The organism is Streptomyces sp. CAU 1734 (assembly GCF_039888735.1).
In the GTDB taxonomy this organism is placed as follows: Bacteria; Actinomycetota; Actinomycetes; order Streptomycetales; family Streptomycetaceae; genus Streptomyces.
The window spans coordinates 195,172-212,794 of record NZ_JBDQQP010000003.1 but is presented as its reverse complement, the minus strand read 5'-3'; the positions used below and the strand labels follow the sequence as shown (position 1 = coordinate 212,794).

At 71.0% G+C, this 17,623-nt stretch carries 12 protein-coding genes; 4 read left to right on the top strand and 8 right to left on the bottom strand.

The features are described 5' to 3' along the window. Nucleotides 1-87: 87 nt before the first annotated feature. Entirely contained in the window at nucleotides 88-1,056 is a 969-nt protein-coding gene (locus AAFN69_RS07100; RefSeq protein WP_347727449.1) for a helix-turn-helix domain-containing protein, read from the bottom strand. A 115-nt stretch (nucleotides 1,057-1,171) separates the two neighbouring features. Next, the gene (paaK, locus tag AAFN69_RS07095; RefSeq protein WP_347727694.1) at nucleotides 1,172-2,518 is read right to left on the bottom strand and encodes a phenylacetate--CoA ligase PaaK; all 1,347 of its coding nucleotides are present in this window, start codon (nucleotides 2,516-2,518) and stop codon (nucleotides 1,172-1,174) included. A 423-nt stretch (nucleotides 2,519-2,941) separates the two neighbouring features. Between paaK and AAFN69_RS07090 the strand changes: the two genes are divergently transcribed. The 3 genes from AAFN69_RS07090 (at nucleotide 2,942) to AAFN69_RS07080 (ending at nucleotide 8,708) form a co-directional block, all read left to right on the top strand. Next, nucleotides 2,942-3,580, top strand: a complete 639-nt coding sequence (locus tag AAFN69_RS07090) for a hypothetical protein (protein ID WP_347727448.1) — start codon at nucleotides 2,942-2,944, stop codon at nucleotides 3,578-3,580. Beyond that, a complete protein-coding gene (locus tag AAFN69_RS07085) occupies nucleotides 3,573-4,796 on the top strand; it encodes an acetyl-CoA C-acyltransferase (RefSeq protein ID WP_347727447.1) in 1,224 nt (407 codons plus the stop codon). The genes AAFN69_RS07090 and AAFN69_RS07085 overlap by 8 nt, the downstream gene beginning before the upstream one ends. 534 nt (nucleotides 4,797-5,330) lie before the next feature. Next, a complete protein-coding gene (locus AAFN69_RS07080; protein WP_347727446.1) occupies nucleotides 5,331-8,708 on the top strand; it encodes a S8 family serine peptidase in 3,378 nt (1,125 codons plus the stop codon). Nucleotides 8,709-8,787: 79 nt separating this feature from the next. Here AAFN69_RS07080 and AAFN69_RS07075 read toward each other — a convergent pair whose 3' ends face one another. Both AAFN69_RS07075 and AAFN69_RS07070 read right to left on the bottom strand, forming a co-directional pair. Further along, a complete protein-coding gene (locus tag AAFN69_RS07075) occupies nucleotides 8,788-9,513 on the bottom strand; it encodes a class I SAM-dependent methyltransferase (protein WP_347727445.1) in 726 nt (241 codons plus the stop codon). A 1,056-nt stretch (nucleotides 9,514-10,569) separates the two neighbouring features. Continuing rightward, nucleotides 10,570-11,448, bottom strand: coding sequence for a DUF4394 domain-containing protein (locus AAFN69_RS07070; RefSeq protein WP_347727444.1), 879 nt, complete (start codon nucleotides 11,446-11,448; stop codon nucleotides 10,570-10,572). A gap of 903 nt (nucleotides 11,449-12,351) precedes the next feature. Between AAFN69_RS07070 and AAFN69_RS07065 the strand changes: the two genes are divergently transcribed. Next, a complete protein-coding gene (locus AAFN69_RS07065; protein WP_347727443.1) occupies nucleotides 12,352-12,906 on the top strand; it encodes a hypothetical protein in 555 nt (184 codons plus the stop codon). 776 nt (nucleotides 12,907-13,682) lie between these two features. On the opposite strand, the gene AAFN69_RS07060 is transcribed toward AAFN69_RS07065, so the two are convergent. From AAFN69_RS07060 to AAFN69_RS07045, 4 genes are read right to left on the bottom strand one after another with little or no spacing between them, the layout of a single operon-like run. Beyond that, a complete protein-coding gene (locus tag AAFN69_RS07060) occupies nucleotides 13,683-14,510 on the bottom strand; it encodes a TauD/TfdA family dioxygenase (RefSeq protein ID WP_347727442.1) in 828 nt (275 codons plus the stop codon). Next, a complete protein-coding gene (locus tag AAFN69_RS07055; protein WP_347727441.1) occupies nucleotides 14,503-15,672 on the bottom strand; it encodes an iron-containing alcohol dehydrogenase in 1,170 nt (389 codons plus the stop codon). Before AAFN69_RS07055 ends, AAFN69_RS07060 begins: the two co-directional genes overlap by 8 nt. Beyond that, nucleotides 15,672-16,772, bottom strand: a complete 1,101-nt coding sequence (gene aepY / locus AAFN69_RS07050) for a phosphonopyruvate decarboxylase (protein ID WP_347727440.1) — start codon at nucleotides 16,770-16,772, stop codon at nucleotides 15,672-15,674. The genes AAFN69_RS07055 and aepY overlap by 1 nt, the downstream gene beginning before the upstream one ends. Next, nucleotides 16,769-17,623: an isocitrate lyase/phosphoenolpyruvate mutase family protein gene (locus AAFN69_RS07045; protein ID WP_347727439.1), complete on the bottom strand. Its 855-nt coding sequence runs from the start codon at nucleotides 17,621-17,623 to the stop codon at nucleotides 16,769-16,771. Before AAFN69_RS07045 ends, aepY begins: the two co-directional genes overlap by 4 nt.

Sequence of the window (17,623 nt, the reverse complement as noted above, 5' to 3'; positions counted from 1 at the left end):
GAACCGGTGGCCGTTCCCGGAGCGCCCCGCCCGGGCGGGGCGTTTCCGGGTCCGCTCCGTCCGGCGGGCGACCGCGAACGGGCTCCGTCAGCCACCCGCCGCGCATGGCGCGTCCCGGGTGGCGGACCGCTGTCCGGCCGCCCGGCGGATCTCGGCCGCGCTCTGCCCGTACTCCGCGCGCAGAGCGCGGCTGAGGTGCGTGGCGTCGAGAACGCCCCAGCCCGCGGCGATGGCGGAGACGCTGCGGTCGGCCAGGGCGGGGTCCGCCAGGTCGCGGCGGATGCGCTCCAGCCGGCGGACCCTGATCCAGGAGGCGAGGGTCACCCCCCGCCGCTGGAGGACCTTGTGCAGATAGCGCACCGAGACGTGATGGGCCCGTGCCACGGACTCCGGGGAGAGGCGGGGGTCCGCGAGGCGGCCGAGGCAGTGGGTGAGGATGCGTTCGCCGAGGTCGTCGGCGGGGCGAAGGTCCACGGGCTGTTCCGCCAGCGCCGTCAGGACGACGGAGACGAGGGCATCGGCCAGGTGCGGGCCTCCGCTGCCCGAACACGCTTCGAGGTCACCCGCGGCATCCCTCAGGAGTGCGGCGGCGAGCCGCCGGCCGCCGGCGCCGGTCGGCACCGCAGAGGCCGTGCGGGAGACGAGCGGGTCGGTGTGCGGGCCCAGCAGGGTGCGCGGGATACCGAGGACGACGAGGTCGAAGGGGTCCCAGAAACGCAGCCGGTACGGGCGGACGGTCTCGTACAGAACGAGGTCGCCGGGTGCGGGCAGACACTGCCGGCCGTCCTGCTCCACGCCCGCCCGGCCCCGCCCGTACAGCGCCACCTTCACCAGCTCCCGGTCGCCCGAGCCGATGAGCGAAGGGGTGCGCTGGACCGTGCACGGCCCGCCGGTGATCCGGGTGACCAGGATCTGCCCCGGCCGCGCGCTGCCGAGCGTGGGCACCGGGCCTTCGGCGGCGTCCTCATCGGGCCGTACCCGCAGGGGCGCGAACGCGTCGGAGACCAGCGCCTGGAACCGCTCGCTGCGCTCACGGATGTCCGGGGTGCTGGCCATGAGCCACCTCCTTCGCCATCACGCCATTGTGCTCCGGCGGGCCGCCCGGCGAGAAGGGCACTGCCCCCGGAGGCCGGGGGCGGTGCCGGCCGCCCCCGGCCTCCGGGGCCCGCTGTCACGGCCGGCGCAGATCCTTGACCCGGCGGATCTTGCCCAGCGAGCGCTCCAGGGTCTCGGGGTCGACGATCCGCACCTCGACGGTCACGCCCACCCCGTCCTTCACCCCCGCGGCGACGGACCGGGCCGCCTCCTCCCGCTGCCCGGGGCCGGCCTCGGGGCGTGCCTCGACCAGGACGGTCATATGGTCCATCCGGCCCCGGCGGGTCAGCTCGATCCGGAAGTGCGGGGCGACTCCGGGGGTGCGCAGCACGATTTCCTCGATCTGGCTCGGGAAGACATTCACCCCGCGCAGGATGATCATGTCGTCGCTGCGTCCGGTGATCTTCTCGATCCGGCGGAAGGCCGGGCGGGCGGTGCCGGGCAGCAGCCGGGTCAGATCGCGGGTGCGGTAGCGGATGACCGGCAGCGCCTCCTTGGTGAGGGAGGTGAAGACGAGTTCGCCCTCCTCGCCGCCGGGCAGCACGGTGTCCGCGAGCGGGTCGACCACCTCGGGGTAGAAGTGGTCCTCCCACACATGCAGGCCGTCCTTGGTCTCCACGCACTCCTGGGCGACGCCGGGGCCGATCACCTCGGAGAGGCCGTAGATGTCAACGGCGTGGATACCGGCCCGCTCCTCGATCTCGCGGCGCATCTCCTCCGTCCACGGCTCCGCACCGAAGATGCCCACCTCCAGGGAACTGCCACGCGGGTCGATGCCCTGCTTCTCGAACTCGTCGAGCAGGGTGAGCATGTAGGACGGGGTGATCATGATGATCTCGGGCCGGAAGTCCTGGATGATCTGCACCTGGCGGGCGGTCATGCCGCCGGAGGCCGGAATCACGGTGCAGCCGGCCCGCTCGGCGCCGTAGTGCGCGCCGAGGCCGCCGGTGAACAGGCCGTAGCCGTAGGAGATGTGCACCTTGTGCCCGGGACGGCCGCCGGCCGCCCGGATGGAGCGGGCCGTCACATCCGCCCACATGGAGAGGTCGTTCTCCGTGTAGCCGACCACGGTGGGGCGGCCGGTGGTGCCGCTGGACGCGTGTACCCGGCGTACGTCCGCCATCGGAACGGCGAACATCCCGAACGGGTAGGTGTCCCGCAGATCGGCCTTGGTGGTGAAGGGGAACCGGGCCAGATCCGCGAGCGAGCGGCAGTCGTCCGGCCGGACGCCGGCGCCGTCGAACTTGCGGCGGTACAGCTCCACGTTCTCGTAGGCGTGGCGGAGGGTGGCCCGCAGCCGGTCGAGCTGGAGCTCCTCCAGCTGTGCGCGGGTGAGACGTTCGGCGTCGTCCAGCAGGCCGGGGGGAATCGCCTCACCCCGCCGGCCGCCGGGGCGAGGCCCCCCGGCCGGGTCCGTGGCCATCTGTTCGCTGCTCATCGCGGGCTCCTTCGCCGTCGTGCGCGGTGTCCTGGTCACCGTCGTGCGTCTCGCCGGAATGCCGGGGCCGCCCGGGCGGCCCGGTGTCGTGCGGCCGGGCGCGGAACAGCCCGGGATCGTCCGGCCCGGATACGGAACTTCCCGGCATCGCACGCGCCGGGTACGGGACTGCCGCCGCCCCGGCCCGCGCACCACCCCGGCCGCCCGGGTCACCGCCCCCGGCGGCCGGGGGCAGTACGGTGCGGAGGTCCCGGGGAATTCCGGCCCCGGCGGGTCCGGCCCTCACGGGCGCCGGACCGGTGGCCCGTCTCACTGTCCTCACCATCTTGTCCCCCGACCGAACATTCGGTTAGCGTGCGGCACGCCCAGTAATCCAGCCACCCCGCTGCCTGTCAAGAGGTGGAACACATGCCCGGGAACCCCCCTGACCGACCGGACCGCTTCGCCCGCCGTCACGCACTGCCGGAGCGGGCGGCAGCCGCCGCGGCGAGCCGCGAACACGGGATGCCCCGTCCGGAGCCGGCGAGCGGGTCCGTGTACGGCGAGGGCGCGGCGGAGCCCGGGGAGGCCGCCGGAGCCCGCCGTGCGGTACGGGCGTCCGCGCCGGTACCGCACCCCGGCCGTCCGGCCGCCGTGGTCCGGACACCACTGGCGGCCCGGCCGGAGGCGGGGACCGGCCGGGAGATCCGTACCCGGGAGTGGTCCGGCCCGGTCTCCTTCGTCATCGGCACCCGGCCCGCCGGCCACAGCCCGCGGCTCCTCCGCGAGACCGTGGCGGGACACGGCGCCCCGGCCGCCGCCGTCCGCTCCACCGGCGAGGAGGTGCCGGCCGCCGCCGAACGAACGGCACCGGACGCCGGAGTGCGCCTCGCGGCGCATCCCGCCGGGCAGGTCCATGTCCATCAGTCCGCCGCCGGCGGCTTCCGCGGCGGCCCCGCCGGTCCGGCGGCCGGCGGCACCCTGTCCGATCCCGCCTTCGTCATCGGCCGCTTCACCGCCCTCCCGTCGCGGCGGCCCGTTCACACCGAGGAGTCCGCCCATGTCTGACGAGGTCTTCCTGATCGACGGCGCCCGCACCCCGCAGGGCCGCCACGGCGGCGCGCTCGCCGCCGTGCGCCCCGACGACCTGGCGGCCCTGGTGGTCGGCGAGGCGGTGCGGCGGGCCGGTGTTCCGGGCGAGGCCGTGGACGAGGTGATCCTCGGGGCCGCCAACCAGGCCGGCGAGGACAACCGCGATGTCGCGCGGATGGCGGTCCTGCTCGCCGGCCTCCCGCACACCGTGCCCGGCTACACCGTCAACCGGCTCTGCGCCTCCGGTCTGACCGCCGTCGCCTCGGCCGCCCAGGCGATCCGCTCCGGCGAGGCCGATGTCGTGGTGGCGGGCGGGGTGGAGTCCATGACCCGCGCCCCCTGGGTGATGGCCAAGCCCGGCACCCCCTGGGCCAAACCGGGAGAGATCCACGACACCTCACTGGGCTGGCGGTTCACCAACCCCCGCTTCGCCGCGGCCGACCGCGCGGTACCCGCCGGCGCCGGGCCCGAGGCCGTGCGGATCACCCTGTCGATGGGCGAGACCGCCGAGGAGGTCGCCGTACTCGACGGCATCACCCGCGCCGACTCCGACGCCTTCGCGCTGCGCAGCCACCGGCGGGCGGTCGCGGCCGGCGAGGCCGGGCGCTTCGACCGCGAGATCGTGCCGGTGCCCGTGAAGGACGGCGAGGTCACCCGGGACGAGGGCCCCCGTCCGGGCACCACCCTGGAGAAGCTGGGAAGCCTGCGGACCATCTTCCGCGAGAACGGCATCGTCACCGCCGGGTCCGCCTCGCCGCTCTCCGACGGCGCCGCCGCGCTGGTGGTCGCGAGCGCCGGGGCCGTACGCCGGTACGGACTCGTCCCCAGGGCCCGGATCGTCACCTCGGCATCCGCCGGTGTGCCGCCCCAGCTCATGGGCCTCGGCCCGGTCCCCGCCACCGAGAAGGCACTCGCCCGCGCCGGCCGGGCAATCGGCGACCTGGACGCCGTCGAGCTGAACGAGGCATTCGCCGCCCAGGCACTGGCCGTGATCCGGCGGCTCGGGCTGGACGAGGGGAAGGTGAACGCCGACGGCGGCGCCATCGCGCTGGGACACCCGCTCGGCGCCTCCGGCGCGCGGATCCTGCTCACCCTGATGGGCCGGCTGGAGCGCGAGAACGGGCGGCTCGGCCTGGCCACGCTCTGTGTGGGGGTGGGACAGGGGGTGGCGATGGTGGTGGAGCGGGTGTGAGGCGAGCGGCACGCCCCGGCGCCGGTCCCGGCCGCGGAATCGTCTCGGCCTCGGACACGACCAACCACCCCGCCGCGTGGCAGGGGCAGGGGCAGGGGCCACAGCCGCGCCGGCGCGGGCTGGTGGGCGCCCATCAGCACCTGTCTCCGGAAGCAGGGCCTCGAACCGCTCACTCAGTGGCACCCGCGGCCGTGCCGCCCGGTTCCGCACCCCGCACAGCCGCGGAACCGGGCGGCGCGGCCGTCACACGACCACTCACTCATGGGCACACTTTTCGGCCATGTCCGGCGACTCGGGTCACGGAGAGGGAGAACGGCCCGTACGAGCCTCAAGGGCTGGTGAGCCGTCCTCATGTCCGGACGGGGCGCCATGACGCGCCCGGACGGCGAACAGCTCCCCCCTTCATCATCTTTCGGCCATTCATCCGATGACATGACAACCGAATGAGCGCTGTTCCCTCTTTCCCTCACGGAAGTGGGAAGCGGGGGCCACTCCGCCGACGCCGTACGACCCCCGCCACAACAGGGGGAACACGTGTTCAGCAGGAGACGCCGGAATCTCGGCGCCGCGACGCTCACCACGGCGGTCGCGGCGGCGCTCGTCGCCGGGCTCACCGTGCCGGCCTCGTCCGCCGCCGGTGCCGCCCTCCCGGAGGACCGGGGCACCGCGGCCTCGGCGGACGGGCCGGAGCAGCGCTCCCCCGGCGGCCGGGGCAAGGCCGCGGGGGTGCGGTGGGTCACCCTCGTCACCGGCGACCGCGTCGGTGTGGACGCCGGAGGCAGGGCCGTGGTCATCGACCGCGCCAAGGGGCGCGAGCACATGCCCTTCCAGACCTTCACCCGCGACGGCAGCACCTTCACGGTGCCGCTGGACGCCCGTGCGCTGATCGCGGACGGCCGTCTCGACCAGCGGCTGTTCAACATCACCGAACTGAGCGGGGCGGAGAGCCGCAGGGCCTACCGCAAGGGCCTGAGGGTGATCGTCTCCTACGAGGGCCGGGCAGCGGCGACGGCCCGGCAGGGACTGCGGGCCGAGGGTGAGGTGCGGGTCAACCGGAGCCTGCCGAGCATCAACGCCGATGCCGTGACCGTGTCCGAGCGGGACGCCGGAGCCCTGTGGGCGGCGCTGACCCGCACCACGAGTGCGCGCACCGTCGCAGTCTCCGGGGTCGAACGCATCTGGCTGGACGGGGTCCGCACCCCGAATCTCGACAAGAGCGTCGCCCGGATCGGCGCGCCGAAGGCGTGGGCGGCCGGCCACGACGGCACCGGGGTGACGATCGCGGTTCTCGACACCGGTGTCGACCGGACCCACCCCGATCTGAGGACGCGGGTCGTCGGGGAGAAGAACTTCACCGACTCCCCCGACACCAGGGACCGGTTCGGTCACGGCACCCATGTCGCCTCCATCGCGGCGGGCACGGGCGCCAAGTCGGGCGGCAGGCACAAGGGTGTCGCCCCCGGAGCCGGGATACTCAACGCCAAGGTCCTGGGCGACACCGGCGAGGGCTTCGACTCCGTCATCGTCGCCGGTATCGACTGGGCCGTGGCCCAGGGCGCCGACATCGTCAACATGAGTCTCGGCGGCACGGACGCCCCCGGAATCGACCCGGTGGAAGCCCTCGTCAATGAGATGTCCGCGAAGAAGGGGGTGCTCTTCGCCGTCTCCGCCGGCAATGACGGCCCCGGCGCGGGCACGATCAGCTCACCGGGCAGCGCCGACGCGGCCCTGACCGTGGGCGCCGTGGACGACGCGGACAGGATGGCCGATTTCTCCAGCCGGGGCCCGCGGGTCACCGGCGGAGTCATCAAGCCGGATGTCACCGCCCCCGGCGTGGACACCACCGCGGCCGCCGCGGCCGGCATCGCGCCCGAACTGCCCGGCGACCCCGCGGGATATGTCTCCTACTCCGGTACGTCGATGGCGGCCCCGCATGTCGCGGGCGCCGCGGCCCTGCTCAAGCAGCGGCACCCCCGGTGGAAGGGCAGCGAGCTCAAGGCGGCCCTGGCCTCCACCGCCGAGGACACCGGCCACACCGTCTTCGAACAGGGCACCGGCCGCATCGCCCTGGACCGGGCCGTCCGGCAGAACGTGGTGACGGAATCCTCGTCGATCGTCTTCACCAAGCAGGCGTGGCCGCACCGGGACGACGCCCCCGAGACCCGGAAGATCACCTACCGCAATACGGGCGGCGAGGACATCACCCTCGATGTGAAGGTGACGGGCACCGGCCCGCAGGGCAAGCCGGCGCCTGCGGGCTTCTTCACCGCGAACACCGCGAAGGTGACCGTCCCCGCCGGCGGCTCCGCCGATGTGGGGCTCACCGTGAACACCCGCATCGGCGGCGACAGCAACGGCCACTACACGGCGACGGTCGTCGCGACCGGCGGCGGCCGGAGCGTGCGCACGGTGGCCGCCGTGGAGCGCGAGGTGGAGTCCTATGACCTCACCGTCAAGCACATCGGGCGGGACGGCAAGCCGAGCGGGACGTTCAACTCCAGCCTGTTCTCGGCCGTCGACGGCACCGAGACCCATCTCGACCCCGGAAAGGCGACCGTCCGGCTCAGGCTGCCCAAGGGCGATTACGTCCTGGACTCCACACACACCGTGGACCAGCGGGATGTCCGCAAGGGCCTCGACCATCTCATCCAGCCGAAGCTGGTCCTCGACAGGGACACCACGGTCCTCGCGGACGCCCGCAAGGCCGAACCGGTCACCGTCACCATGCCGGACGCCAGGGCGAAGCTGACCCGTATGAAGTTCAGTTACGACAAGAACAGCTCCGGGATCGGGCGGAGCGGCGGCATGGACCACACCTTCCTGGAGAATGTCCGCACCGCACACCTCGGCCCCGAGGTCACGGACGGCTCCTACCGGGAGTCCTGGGCGGGCCAGTGGACCGCCGGCGGCACAACCGAGTACCGGACCGCCTTCGGCGGCACGGCCGGGAAGTTCTCCACCGGTCACGTCAAGAACCTCCGGGCCGCCGACTTCGCCGCCGTCAAGGTCAACGCGGGCGCCTCGGCGAAGAACAAGGAGGGCCGCGTCCTCACCGTGATCGATGTGGGCGGCATCGTGAACTCCTTCGAGAGCGGGAGAGTGCCGCTGCCGGCCGTCAGGACCCTGCACCTCGCGTCGAGCGCCAAGGCCGCGTGGTCCCTGTCGCTCGCCCAGTACAGCAAGGGGGTGGACGACTCCTTCGAGGACGAGACCGCCACCCAGGTCCCGGAGAGGCGCTACCGGGCCGGCACCTCCACCACCGAAACCCTCAATGCGGGGGTCCACACTCCGCTGGTGAACAAGGAGAGCGGCGTCTTCCGGACCGGCAACGACATCGTCGGCAATGTGGAGCTTCTCGCCGACTCGCAGGGCAACACGGTCCGATCCCCCTTCCTCTCGGCGAAGACCACGCTGCACCGGGGCACCAGGAAGATCGGGGAGAACGACGACCCGCTCCAGGGCGGCACACCCTTCACGGTCGGCGCCGGTGACGCCGAGTACACCCTGGCGACCACGGTGAAGGGCGACAGGACCCTCGCGAGGGTCGCCACCCGCATTGACGCCGGCTGGACCTTCCGGTCCAAGAAGCCCGCCGGGGACGCGCGGGCCCGGCTGCCGATCTCCTCGGTGCGCTTCGCCGCGAAGCCGGCCCCGGACAGCACCGCGCCGGCGGGCAGGAAGATGACGATCCCCGTGACCGTCGAGGGCGCCGCGGCGGGCACGGGCCTGAAGTCGCTGGCCGTCTCGGTCTCCCACGACGGCAGGACGTGGCGGAAGGTCACCGTCACCAACGGCCGGATCACCGTCACCAACCCGGCCAAGGGCAAGGGCATCTCCTTCCGCGCCCAGATCACCGACAAGAAGAACAACAAGAGCGTCATCACCGTCCACGACGCCTACTTCGGCAAGTAGACCCCGGTGCCGGGGCCGCCGCCGAGCGAGTGGGCGGCGGCCCCGGCACCTCGCGGCCCGCCGCGCGGACCGCGAGGAATCACGGACGGCGTGCCACGAAGACGAACTCCCGCCCCGGCCGGTCGGGGGCGTCACGGACCTCGTCCACCACATAGCCGTGTGCGACCAGGTCCCGCTCGGCCTCCTCCCGTTCCCGGAAGCGCAGTGTCGAGTCCGATGTCAGCACCCGGCCGTCCGCCGCGAACTCATAGGTCCAGCGGAAGGTCACCAGGGGCAGGCTCACATCGATCACCCGGCCCCAGCTCTCGACTGTGCCGATCCCCGGCACCTCCATCACCTCCCGGGTGTTCTCGGGGGTCCACTCCTCCCAGGCACGCCGGGCCGGATCACGGGTCTCGAAGACCAGACGCCCACCGGGGCGGAGCGCCTCACGGGCACCCTTCAGGGTCTTCCGCCAGGTGTCCGGATCGGCGATGGCCTGGGCGACATTCCCCGTCATCGTCGCGAGGTCGACCCGCAGCGGGGGAAGGTCCGTCGCGTCACCGTGGATCCAGCGCACCCGCCCGCCATCCGGTTTGCCCCGGGCGACATCGATGGAGGCCCCGGCGGGATCGACGCCGACGACCTCCACCCCTCGCCCGGCCAGCAGAAGCGCGAACACCCCCGTACCGCAGCCGATGTCCAGCACCCGGCGCGCCCCGAACTCCTCGGCGACCCGGAGGTAGGCATCCAGATCGCCCCGGTCGCCGTGGAGCGGGTCATAGATCGCGGCGAGCCGTGGATGCGCGAAACAGTCGTCAGCCATGCCGCCGAACCTAGTCATCACCGGCCCGGCCGGCCACCGGGTTTCGGGAGGCCCGATGCCCGAGCAGGCACCACCGGAGTGGAGTGGAGTGGGGTGCCTTGCCGAGACCGCGCCGGCCCCGGCGTGACAGAACCGGCGGCAGCGACGGCGGAGCCGGACTCCGGGGCACCGGCTCCGTGGTGCCCGAGCCCGGTCACACGGCCGTTCCCGCCCGGTTCGCCGCCGCGCCGGAGGGGATTCGGGGCGTCAACGGCCGGCGCCCGGCGACGATACGGGCCGCGTAACGGCCGCAGGCACCGGCTCGCGCGGGGTCCGGCGGTGATCGCGGAGGCTTCCGCGGTGCCCATCACGGGCGCACCGGAAGACCGTTGAGGACGACGGCCGGGAACGGGGATCGGTACGGACGCGGTGCGAGGGAGGCTTCCGGTCCGGATTGTTCACCTGGATGGGCCACTCGGCCACGCCGGCTCGCGCGGGCGATCCGCCGAGGGGTGGGCGGCGGTTCCTGTCCCCGGCCGGTCACGGGAAACGCCGGTGAGGCGACGGACGCCCGCGCGTCTCCCGCGCGGAGCGGGGGAAGGGTTCAAAGCCGTGAGGCCGGGACGACCGCACCGGCGCGGGGTGCGGGTGCACCCGCACCGATCCGACCCGGCCGGCCGCGCATCGCTCAGCCGAAGGGACCGGTCGTGGTCCGACAGCCCGCCGCCGGGGACCACATGGGTGACCTCGCCCTGCCCGGAGGCACCCTCGCCTCCGACGCCTCCGTACGCGGCGACTCCGCCCTCTGCCGCCGGCGCGGGACACCCTCGCGCTCGTCTTCCACTCGGGCGACGGCACCCCCGCGGGCTCTGCTCGTACGCGCACCCCTCCGCACGGCCCGAGCGCCTCGTCCGGCAGCCGGCCGGGCGGCGTCCGCCGGCAAGGGGCGATGACCGCGGGAACAGCCGGGCCCGGCCTCTGCGCGGAAGACGGCGGCCCGGCTGTTCCAGCCCGCCGGCCGGAGCGGCACCGGCCGTCCCGGCGGGACGCGGTACCGCTCCGGTCGGCAGGTCCCGGTCAGGGCTGGTCGAGAGGCAGCGCGATGTCGAAGACCTGGCGGCTCGTGGGGAAGGCACCCCGGCTGACGGCTGTTCCGTTCAGCAGGCCGACCTGGAAGAAGCGGTAGCCCCCGTCCGTCTCCAGAGCGGCGTAGCCCTGGTTGGTGCCGGTCCGGGGCGAGTAGTAGATGTCGAAGCCCGCGCTCGGTCCCGCGTTGACGCCGAGGCCGCCGGTGGGGGCGAGGGTGCCGGCGTTGGCCGGGGACTGCAGGGAGACCCGGTCGTTGACGGTGTCGATGTCGAACAAGGTGGTGGCGGTGGCGGCGCTGAGGTCGTTGTTGGTGTAGGCGGCACCCGTCACACCCAGTGCCGTGGAGGGGGGTGTGGTCGGGTTGGTCAGCGTGCCGTCGACGGTGGTGGTGAGCGGTGCGGCGGCGTCGTCGATGTTGTGGCGCAGGTTCTGGCCGGTGTCGCTGATGACCCGCAGCCGGTTCGCCGCCGGGTTGAAGTCGACGCCGAACAGGGACCCGGCGAGCTCGACGGTGAGCTGGGACACCTTCACCGCCTTCGCGTCCGTGGTGTCCAGGGTGTAGACGCCGCCGCGGTCGCCGACTCCGTACAGGCTCTTGTCCTGGACCCGGAAGTCGATGCCCACCAGCTCGGTGTCACCGGCGAGCCCGGTCACCCTGCCCAGGGACCGCACGGCCGAAGGTTCTTCCGAGCCGAATGCGACGAGCCGCTGGTCTTCCGTCAGCCCGAGCACGGCCAGGCCGCGCTCCTGACTGTCGCCGCCACGGTGCGACGGTCCGGTGTCCTGAGCCGAGGCGCCCGAGGCCGGGGGAATCACCAGGGCCAGTACCGCGGTGAGGGCCGCGGTGAGAACTGCTCTGCGCATCATGTCTCCGATGTGAGTCCGGCGCCCGCACTACCGGGGCGCCACTCACAGAACATAAGCACCCAATATCACACCAAGCTCAGCAAACAGGACCATACAGCGCAGTTCCCGGCGCGTGTCGCGGGCACCCGTCCGTCCGCCTTCACTGCGGCGGAACGGCATCCGCGTTCCACAGCGCGGGCGGCATCACGGACACGGATGGCGGGCGCGGGCCGGGCGGTGGGGAGCCGAGGACCAACCGGCAGTGGCCCCGCGTTTCCCCGAGAGCGCATACGTCGATCACGGGACGCTCACCGCGGCCGGGATCCGCGTATGGCTACGTCACTGGCCTCGGGCGGTAACTCGCGGCATACGCAACCGGCCTGTGCCACTCACCCATTCGGCCTATGTCCTCGCGGCCCGGGCGGTGGAACCCTGCCTTCACGTTCTCCGGTCCTCACCGCACCGCCGGGGCGCTGCCGCACCCCGGCCCTGGTTCGGGACGGCGGGCGTTCGACCGGGAGAACTCTCATGGACACCGCGCGGCGAGCCTCCGAGGCGCCCTGTCGCGTTCCCGCCGGCATCAATGCGGGACGGGTCACGGCATGGCGCCCGACTCAAAGGAGCATCCGGACATGCCTCCGCCTCACCTCACAGCACTCCGCCCCTCCGGGCACGGTCTGCGAGGCCGTCTGGCCACTCTGCTCATGGCAGCCGTGCTCGGGCCGGGCGGGTCCGCCGGCCCCGCCCGGCCCGGCGTACAAGGAAGCGAACCCATGGCCCCGGTCCGGTCCCGGAAAGCGGCGGCACGGCAGCCGCCGTTCCCCTCAGCCGGCCCGGGGTCCGATACACGGGCAGATCTTCGCGACCGTGCCATCCAGGAATCGGTGCCGCTGTGACCGGCGGCCGGAATCGAGTGAGGCGAACATGAGAATGCCCTTCGCACGGCAGCCGCTGCGACAGGCCACCCGCTGGCTGGCCGTGGCCGCCCTGACCGTGGCGGGTGCCGGTGTGGCGGCGCCGTCGGCACACGCGGCCGATTCGACCACCTGCACCGGCACCACCCAGGTCGACTACAGCCCCGGCCTGACCCTCACACCGCAGAACGTCACCGTCTCCGAGACCGACTCCGTACCCACCTGCGTCTCCACGGACCCCGGCATCACCGGCGTGATCACATCCCCCTACTCCTTCCCCGTCCCGAACGCCTCCTGCAACAACGTCCAACTGGCCCCCGGCAACGTCCTCGTCATCCACTGGAACAACGGGCGGAGTTCCACCATCAGCGGCCTCACCTACGTCACGACCACGACCGCCGGCATCACACAGACCACCGGTACCGGCACCGTCACGGCGGGCGAGTTCACCGGCGCCACCGGTGTCCTCACCTGGATCCAAGCCCTCGTCAACCCGCTGCTGTGCCTGACACCCGGCGGCCTGACCAGCCAGAACGGCACCATCCTCGCCCAGATCACCGGCTAGGACGTGTCCGGTGGATCGCGGAAGCCGGATCGTTTCAGCCCTGGCGCCGGAGCCCTGGCGTTTCAGCGGGCGGGGACGGTGCGCGGGGGACGACCGCGCCGGGCCGGCAGTCTCGCCAATGTGCGCTGGATCCGCCGCAGGCGTCACGCATTAGCGTCTCGACGCTGAAATGACGCTCATATGGCGCTTGTTGAGCAGGTCTGGCGGAGCCCCGGACCAGCATTCCGCGGTGAGCATCCCCGGAAGGCACCGCCAGACCGCGTGGCCCCCAACTGGTCCCCGAGAACGACGGAAAGGCGGTACCGGATTTCTCCGATACCGCCTGCGACCTGCGAAAAACGCTGGTCGGGACGACAGGATTTGAACCTGCGACCCCTTGACCCCCAGGAGTGAGGGTCAAGGGCATTTTCTGCATATTGCAGACCTGATCCGGGCGCAAGTTGTGCGTGGAGGCATGCATCGTGCACCACCGCGCGTAGCGTGTGGTCCCCGACTGGTCTCCAGGATCACCATGCCGGCCACGAGGCGCGCTCAGGCATCTCTGGTCACTGCAAGGGTGGAGAGGGCGGATTGACCGGCGGACTGTCAGTGCCTGCGCATGGCCTGCCGACATGCCCTCGACTCGCGATGAACTTCGCCACGTCATGCTCGGTGCCCTCTTCACGCCTGAGGTTCCCCCGGGGCCGACGCGGGACATCCTCATCACCTGCCAGGTCTCGGCAACAGGCAAGGACAAGGTCCACGGAAGCCCCGACAGCGCAGAACCCAGCGAGGCACTACTGGCTCCGCCGAATCCAGGTTCGCAGCATCAACCTCTGTGGTTCTTCAGGACTGTCACGAAATGCCGTTCGTCCGTGACATACCACTCGATTGTCGATCACGATGAACTCCCCGGGGACGAGTCTCTCCGTCCTCCAGAGGCCCCGGTCGTTCAAGAGCTGATCCAGCTCGTCCAGCGCAGACCGCTGTCGTGATTTCAGCATGGGAACATCCGGATGCGCATGACCGATCTCTATGTACTCGCGCAGGTAGCTGATACGCCGACTCGTCAGAATGGGCCGAACCAACGTCAGTTCATCAACCAGGTCGCTCCGCCGGTCGAAATGGTAGCCCTCACCCAGCGTACGAACCGCGTCCGGCGACAGCCGCTCCATCAGAGCATCCCTGTGCACCAGGATCAGATCGCCGCCGGTGCGGGACTGCCGCACGCAGAACAATGTGAAGTGGTCGGGCGGTTCCCCTGGCATGTGCGGCCCGTCAGTGTGGAGGCTGCCGCCGTCGCGGGAATCGGAGTATCTGCCGGTTGATCCTTCTCCGAGGCGGACACCGCGATAACGCACATCGCGTATCAGCGCGCCGTGGACATCCTGCGCCAGTGGTTGCCCGAGCAGCTCCGTCGCCATCGCGACAAAGGTCCGGGCATCGGCCTCGTCCAGTCCGTCCATGCCTGCGAAAACCACATGACTGTCGGCCGACTCCACCTCCCGGCACAACAGATCGCCCAGCTCGGCCCTGGCCCTGAGGTCACTGGACAGCGACCGCCGGACCAGTTGGTCGCCCACCCCCACCCGTCTCGTCCCCAGGGCGTTCGACGGCTCAGACATGGCGCAGAACCTCCGATTGGATCGCGTCAAAATACAACGGTGCCGGATTGTTGTCGGACCGGCTTCGGGCGCCGAGACCAGCCGCCACGTAGGCCGACAGGTCCTCGGCGCCGACGCCGTACTGGCCGAGCCGCACGGGGAAGCCAGCCCGCTCGAGCCGCTCCCGCAGTGCCGCGGCCGCCGCGTTCGCGGCGGCCGGGCCCGATCCACCATCAGCGCCAAGCAGCATGAACACGGTGGCGAGCCGGTCCCGATGAACAGCCGGGACGTGTCGGGCGTTGTACGGGAGAAGCCACAGCAGGCTCAGCAGACAGGCCACGCCATGAGGGACATCTCTGTGGCTCGTCAGCCAGTAGGAGAAGGCATGCCCTGCGGTGGTGCGTGAGATGTCGATGGCCCGGCCCGCGCTCGTGGCCGCGAACGCCAGTCTCTCCCGCTGCCAAGTCGTGGGGCTCTGAAGTGACTGCCCGGTGAGATCAACCAGTTCGCCCAGGGCGCCGGTGGCGAACGTCACGGACTGCGTAGTGGAGTGTCGGCTCCACAAGGATTCGATCGCGTGTGCCAACGCGTCGAAGGCACTCGGGTACGTCACCGATGGGGGGCAAGTGTACGTTCGGTGCGGATCAACGAGCGCGACATCAGCTCTGGCCGTCGGGTGATCGAGGGACTTCTTACAGCCGTCGACATAGACGGTGGCGAACCGGGTCACCTCGCTGCCACTGCCCGCTGTGGTCGGTATCAGAACAAGCATGGGACGCTCTTCGCGCAGGCGGGAACTGTCCCCGTCCAGCACGGCCAATGCCGCATCCCGGTCCGCGGGCAGCAGGCAGGCCGCCTTGGCCACGTCCAACGTCGAACCGCCACCCACAGCGACGACGACATCCGGTCGTGTCTCCAGAAGCATCCGGGCTCCCGCGAGCGCCGTCTCCAGCGTCGGGTTCGGCGTGATCGCCGAGAACCGGGAGAGAGCGTACGAAGCGAGCAACTGCGGTACACGGGACTCGGAGACAGCACGCGGGGTGCCGAACACGGCGACAGAACTCGGCCTGCGCTCCGCCACCACCCCGGGAAGTCGCGCTGTGGCACCGGGCAATGCAATCAGCCGCAGCTCGGATGGGCCCTCGACCGACGACAGCGGGGACGGGGAAGTGGGGCTCCGCATCAGACCGCGTCACCGACCCAGCGGGCGAACCGATCCTTCAGATCCCTCGGCCCCATCATGTCCGTCACCCGTGGAGGCACACCGCCGGACGCGCTGGTCCGTACCGCGATGAAGTGCGGACCCTGCGTACGGAGTGCGCCGGCCAGCGCCGCGGCCAGTTGGTCTCCATTCTCGCATCCGACCGCCGTGCGGAAGCCCGCGGCTCTGGCGACCTGCACGAAGTCGGTTGTGCCGGACGTGGTCGGCTGGGAACCGGTGGAGGCGTACACGCCGTTGTCGAGGACGATGTGCACGAAGTGCTCGGGCGCGACTCCGCCGACGGTCGAGAGCGTGCCGAGGTGCATCAGGGCTGCACCGTCCCCGTCGAGAACGATGACAGGGCGGTGCGGGTCGCTGACGGCCAGGCCGAGCCCGAGGGCAGCCGCGTGCCCCATGGAGCCTTGCATGTACAGGTTGCCCAGCCTGTCGGCCATCGCGCACAGCTCGCGCGAGATGTACCCGGTCGTGGCGATGATGGCCGCGGAAGGGGGCAACGTCCCTACAACACTACGTATGGCCTCGGCACGGCCGAAGCCGTGGTCCTTGGGGGCAGCCTCGGCGGTGGCAGGCCCTATCGTGCCCTTGGGCACCATCACGAAGGCGGGCGAACCGGTGTTCATGTGCTCCACGGCCGCGTCCAGCACGTTCGCCGCATCAGCCGCAGAGCCGTCCAGCGTCCAATGCCTGACCCCCAGAGCATCGAGCACGGCATGCCCTGCGGCTCCCATCACCGCGTGCTGTGGTTCGTCCACCGAGGGATCCGGCCAGCCCCGGAGGCTCATGAACACGGTGATCCCCAAGCCGTAGGGGATCACGAGAGAGGTTAGTGGATTGATCAGGTTGCCCAGGCCCGAGTTCTGAATCAGGACCCCGGTCCGCTCACCCACCAGGGCCGACCCAGCGGCCAGGGCGAGCGCCACGCCCTCATTCGCTGCCGCTGTGTAGCAGCCACGCCGTTCCAGCAGTTCCACGGGCCCACTGAGATATGAGCAGGGGACACCTGCGAAACGGGTGATGCCACGCGCCTTGAGCAGGGAATAGAAGTCCTCAGGATAAATCATTGGTTGAGAGCCAGCCAATCTTCCAAGCGCTGAAGCTCGAAAATATCCTTCATACTTGCAATCTCCCCCTCGATATTCACTGTGCTCCCATCCTGCTGAATGGACCTGAGCACACTGCGCATCGCATTGACTTTGGCACGGATCCCATGATTGGCGTAGATGATCAGACTCACCCCGGCCTTGGCCGCGTCATCTGCGTGCCATGCATAGTATGTGGTGGGAACGACAGCCACGGGAATCGGCCGCTGCCAACGCGAGAGAAAGGAGAGGAGCTCCACAGGGGTGCTCGCTTTCGAATGAACCAGAATGGCATCCGCTCCGGCGTCGGCGTACTCATGAGCCCTTTCCAGCACATCGTTGACTCCGCACCCGGCTATGAACCCCTCGGTACGGGCGATCACGACAAAGTCCTCGGAGCGCGCCGACTCCTTGGCCACTCGGATCTTGTGCACGAACTCCGGCAGCCCGAGAAGATCCTGTCCCTGCCCGACGAAACTATTTACCTTGGGGAATACCTTGTCCTCGATGCAGACTGCGGCAATACCCGCGGCCTCGTACTCGGCCACCATGTGGGCGACGTTCAGTGCACCACCGAACCCGGTGTCACAGTCGGCTATGACGGGCAATGAGCTGACCCGATCCAGCTCCACCGCGACCCTCAAGTAGTCCGTCATCGACAGCAAACTCGCGTCGGGCAGGGCGCGGGCGGCCGAGATTTCGAAACTGGAGGCCCAAACCGCGTCAAACCCTTGCTCCTGCACCAGAACGGCACCGAGACCGTCATGGGCGCCGGCAGCACGTATCAAGCGGCCCGAACTCAACAGCTCACGAAGGTGCCTAGCCTTCTCCAT

Coding starts and splice junctions, on each gene's coding strand:
- AAFN69_RS07100 (WP_347727449.1), bottom strand. CDS start 1,056: ATGGCCAGCACCCCGGACATCCGTGAGCGCAGCGAGCGGTTCCAGGCG.
- paaK (WP_347727694.1), bottom strand. CDS start 2,518: ATGGCCACGGACCCGGCCGGGGGGCCTCGCCCCGGCGGCCGGCGGGGT.
- AAFN69_RS07090 (WP_347727448.1), top strand. CDS start 2,942: ATGCCCGGGAACCCCCCTGACCGACCGGACCGCTTCGCCCGCCGTCAC.
- AAFN69_RS07085 (WP_347727447.1), top strand. CDS start 3,573: ATGTCTGACGAGGTCTTCCTGATCGACGGCGCCCGCACCCCGCAGGGC.
- AAFN69_RS07075 (WP_347727445.1), bottom strand. CDS start 9,513: ATGGCTGACGACTGTTTCGCGCATCCACGGCTCGCCGCGATCTATGAC.
- AAFN69_RS07070 (WP_347727444.1), bottom strand. CDS start 11,448: ATGATGCGCAGAGCAGTTCTCACCGCGGCCCTCACCGCGGTACTGGCC.
- AAFN69_RS07065 (WP_347727443.1), top strand. CDS start 12,352: ATGAGAATGCCCTTCGCACGGCAGCCGCTGCGACAGGCCACCCGCTGG.
- AAFN69_RS07060 (WP_347727442.1), bottom strand. CDS start 14,510: ATGTCTGAGCCGTCGAACGCCCTGGGGACGAGACGGGTGGGGGTGGGC.
- AAFN69_RS07055 (WP_347727441.1), bottom strand. CDS start 15,672: ATGCGGAGCCCCACTTCCCCGTCCCCGCTGTCGTCGGTCGAGGGCCCA.
- aepY (WP_347727440.1), bottom strand. CDS start 16,772: ATGATTTATCCTGAGGACTTCTATTCCCTGCTCAAGGCGCGTGGCATC.
- AAFN69_RS07045 (WP_347727439.1), bottom strand. CDS start 17,623: ATGGAGAAGGCTAGGCACCTTCGTGAGCTGTTGAGTTCGGGCCGCTTG.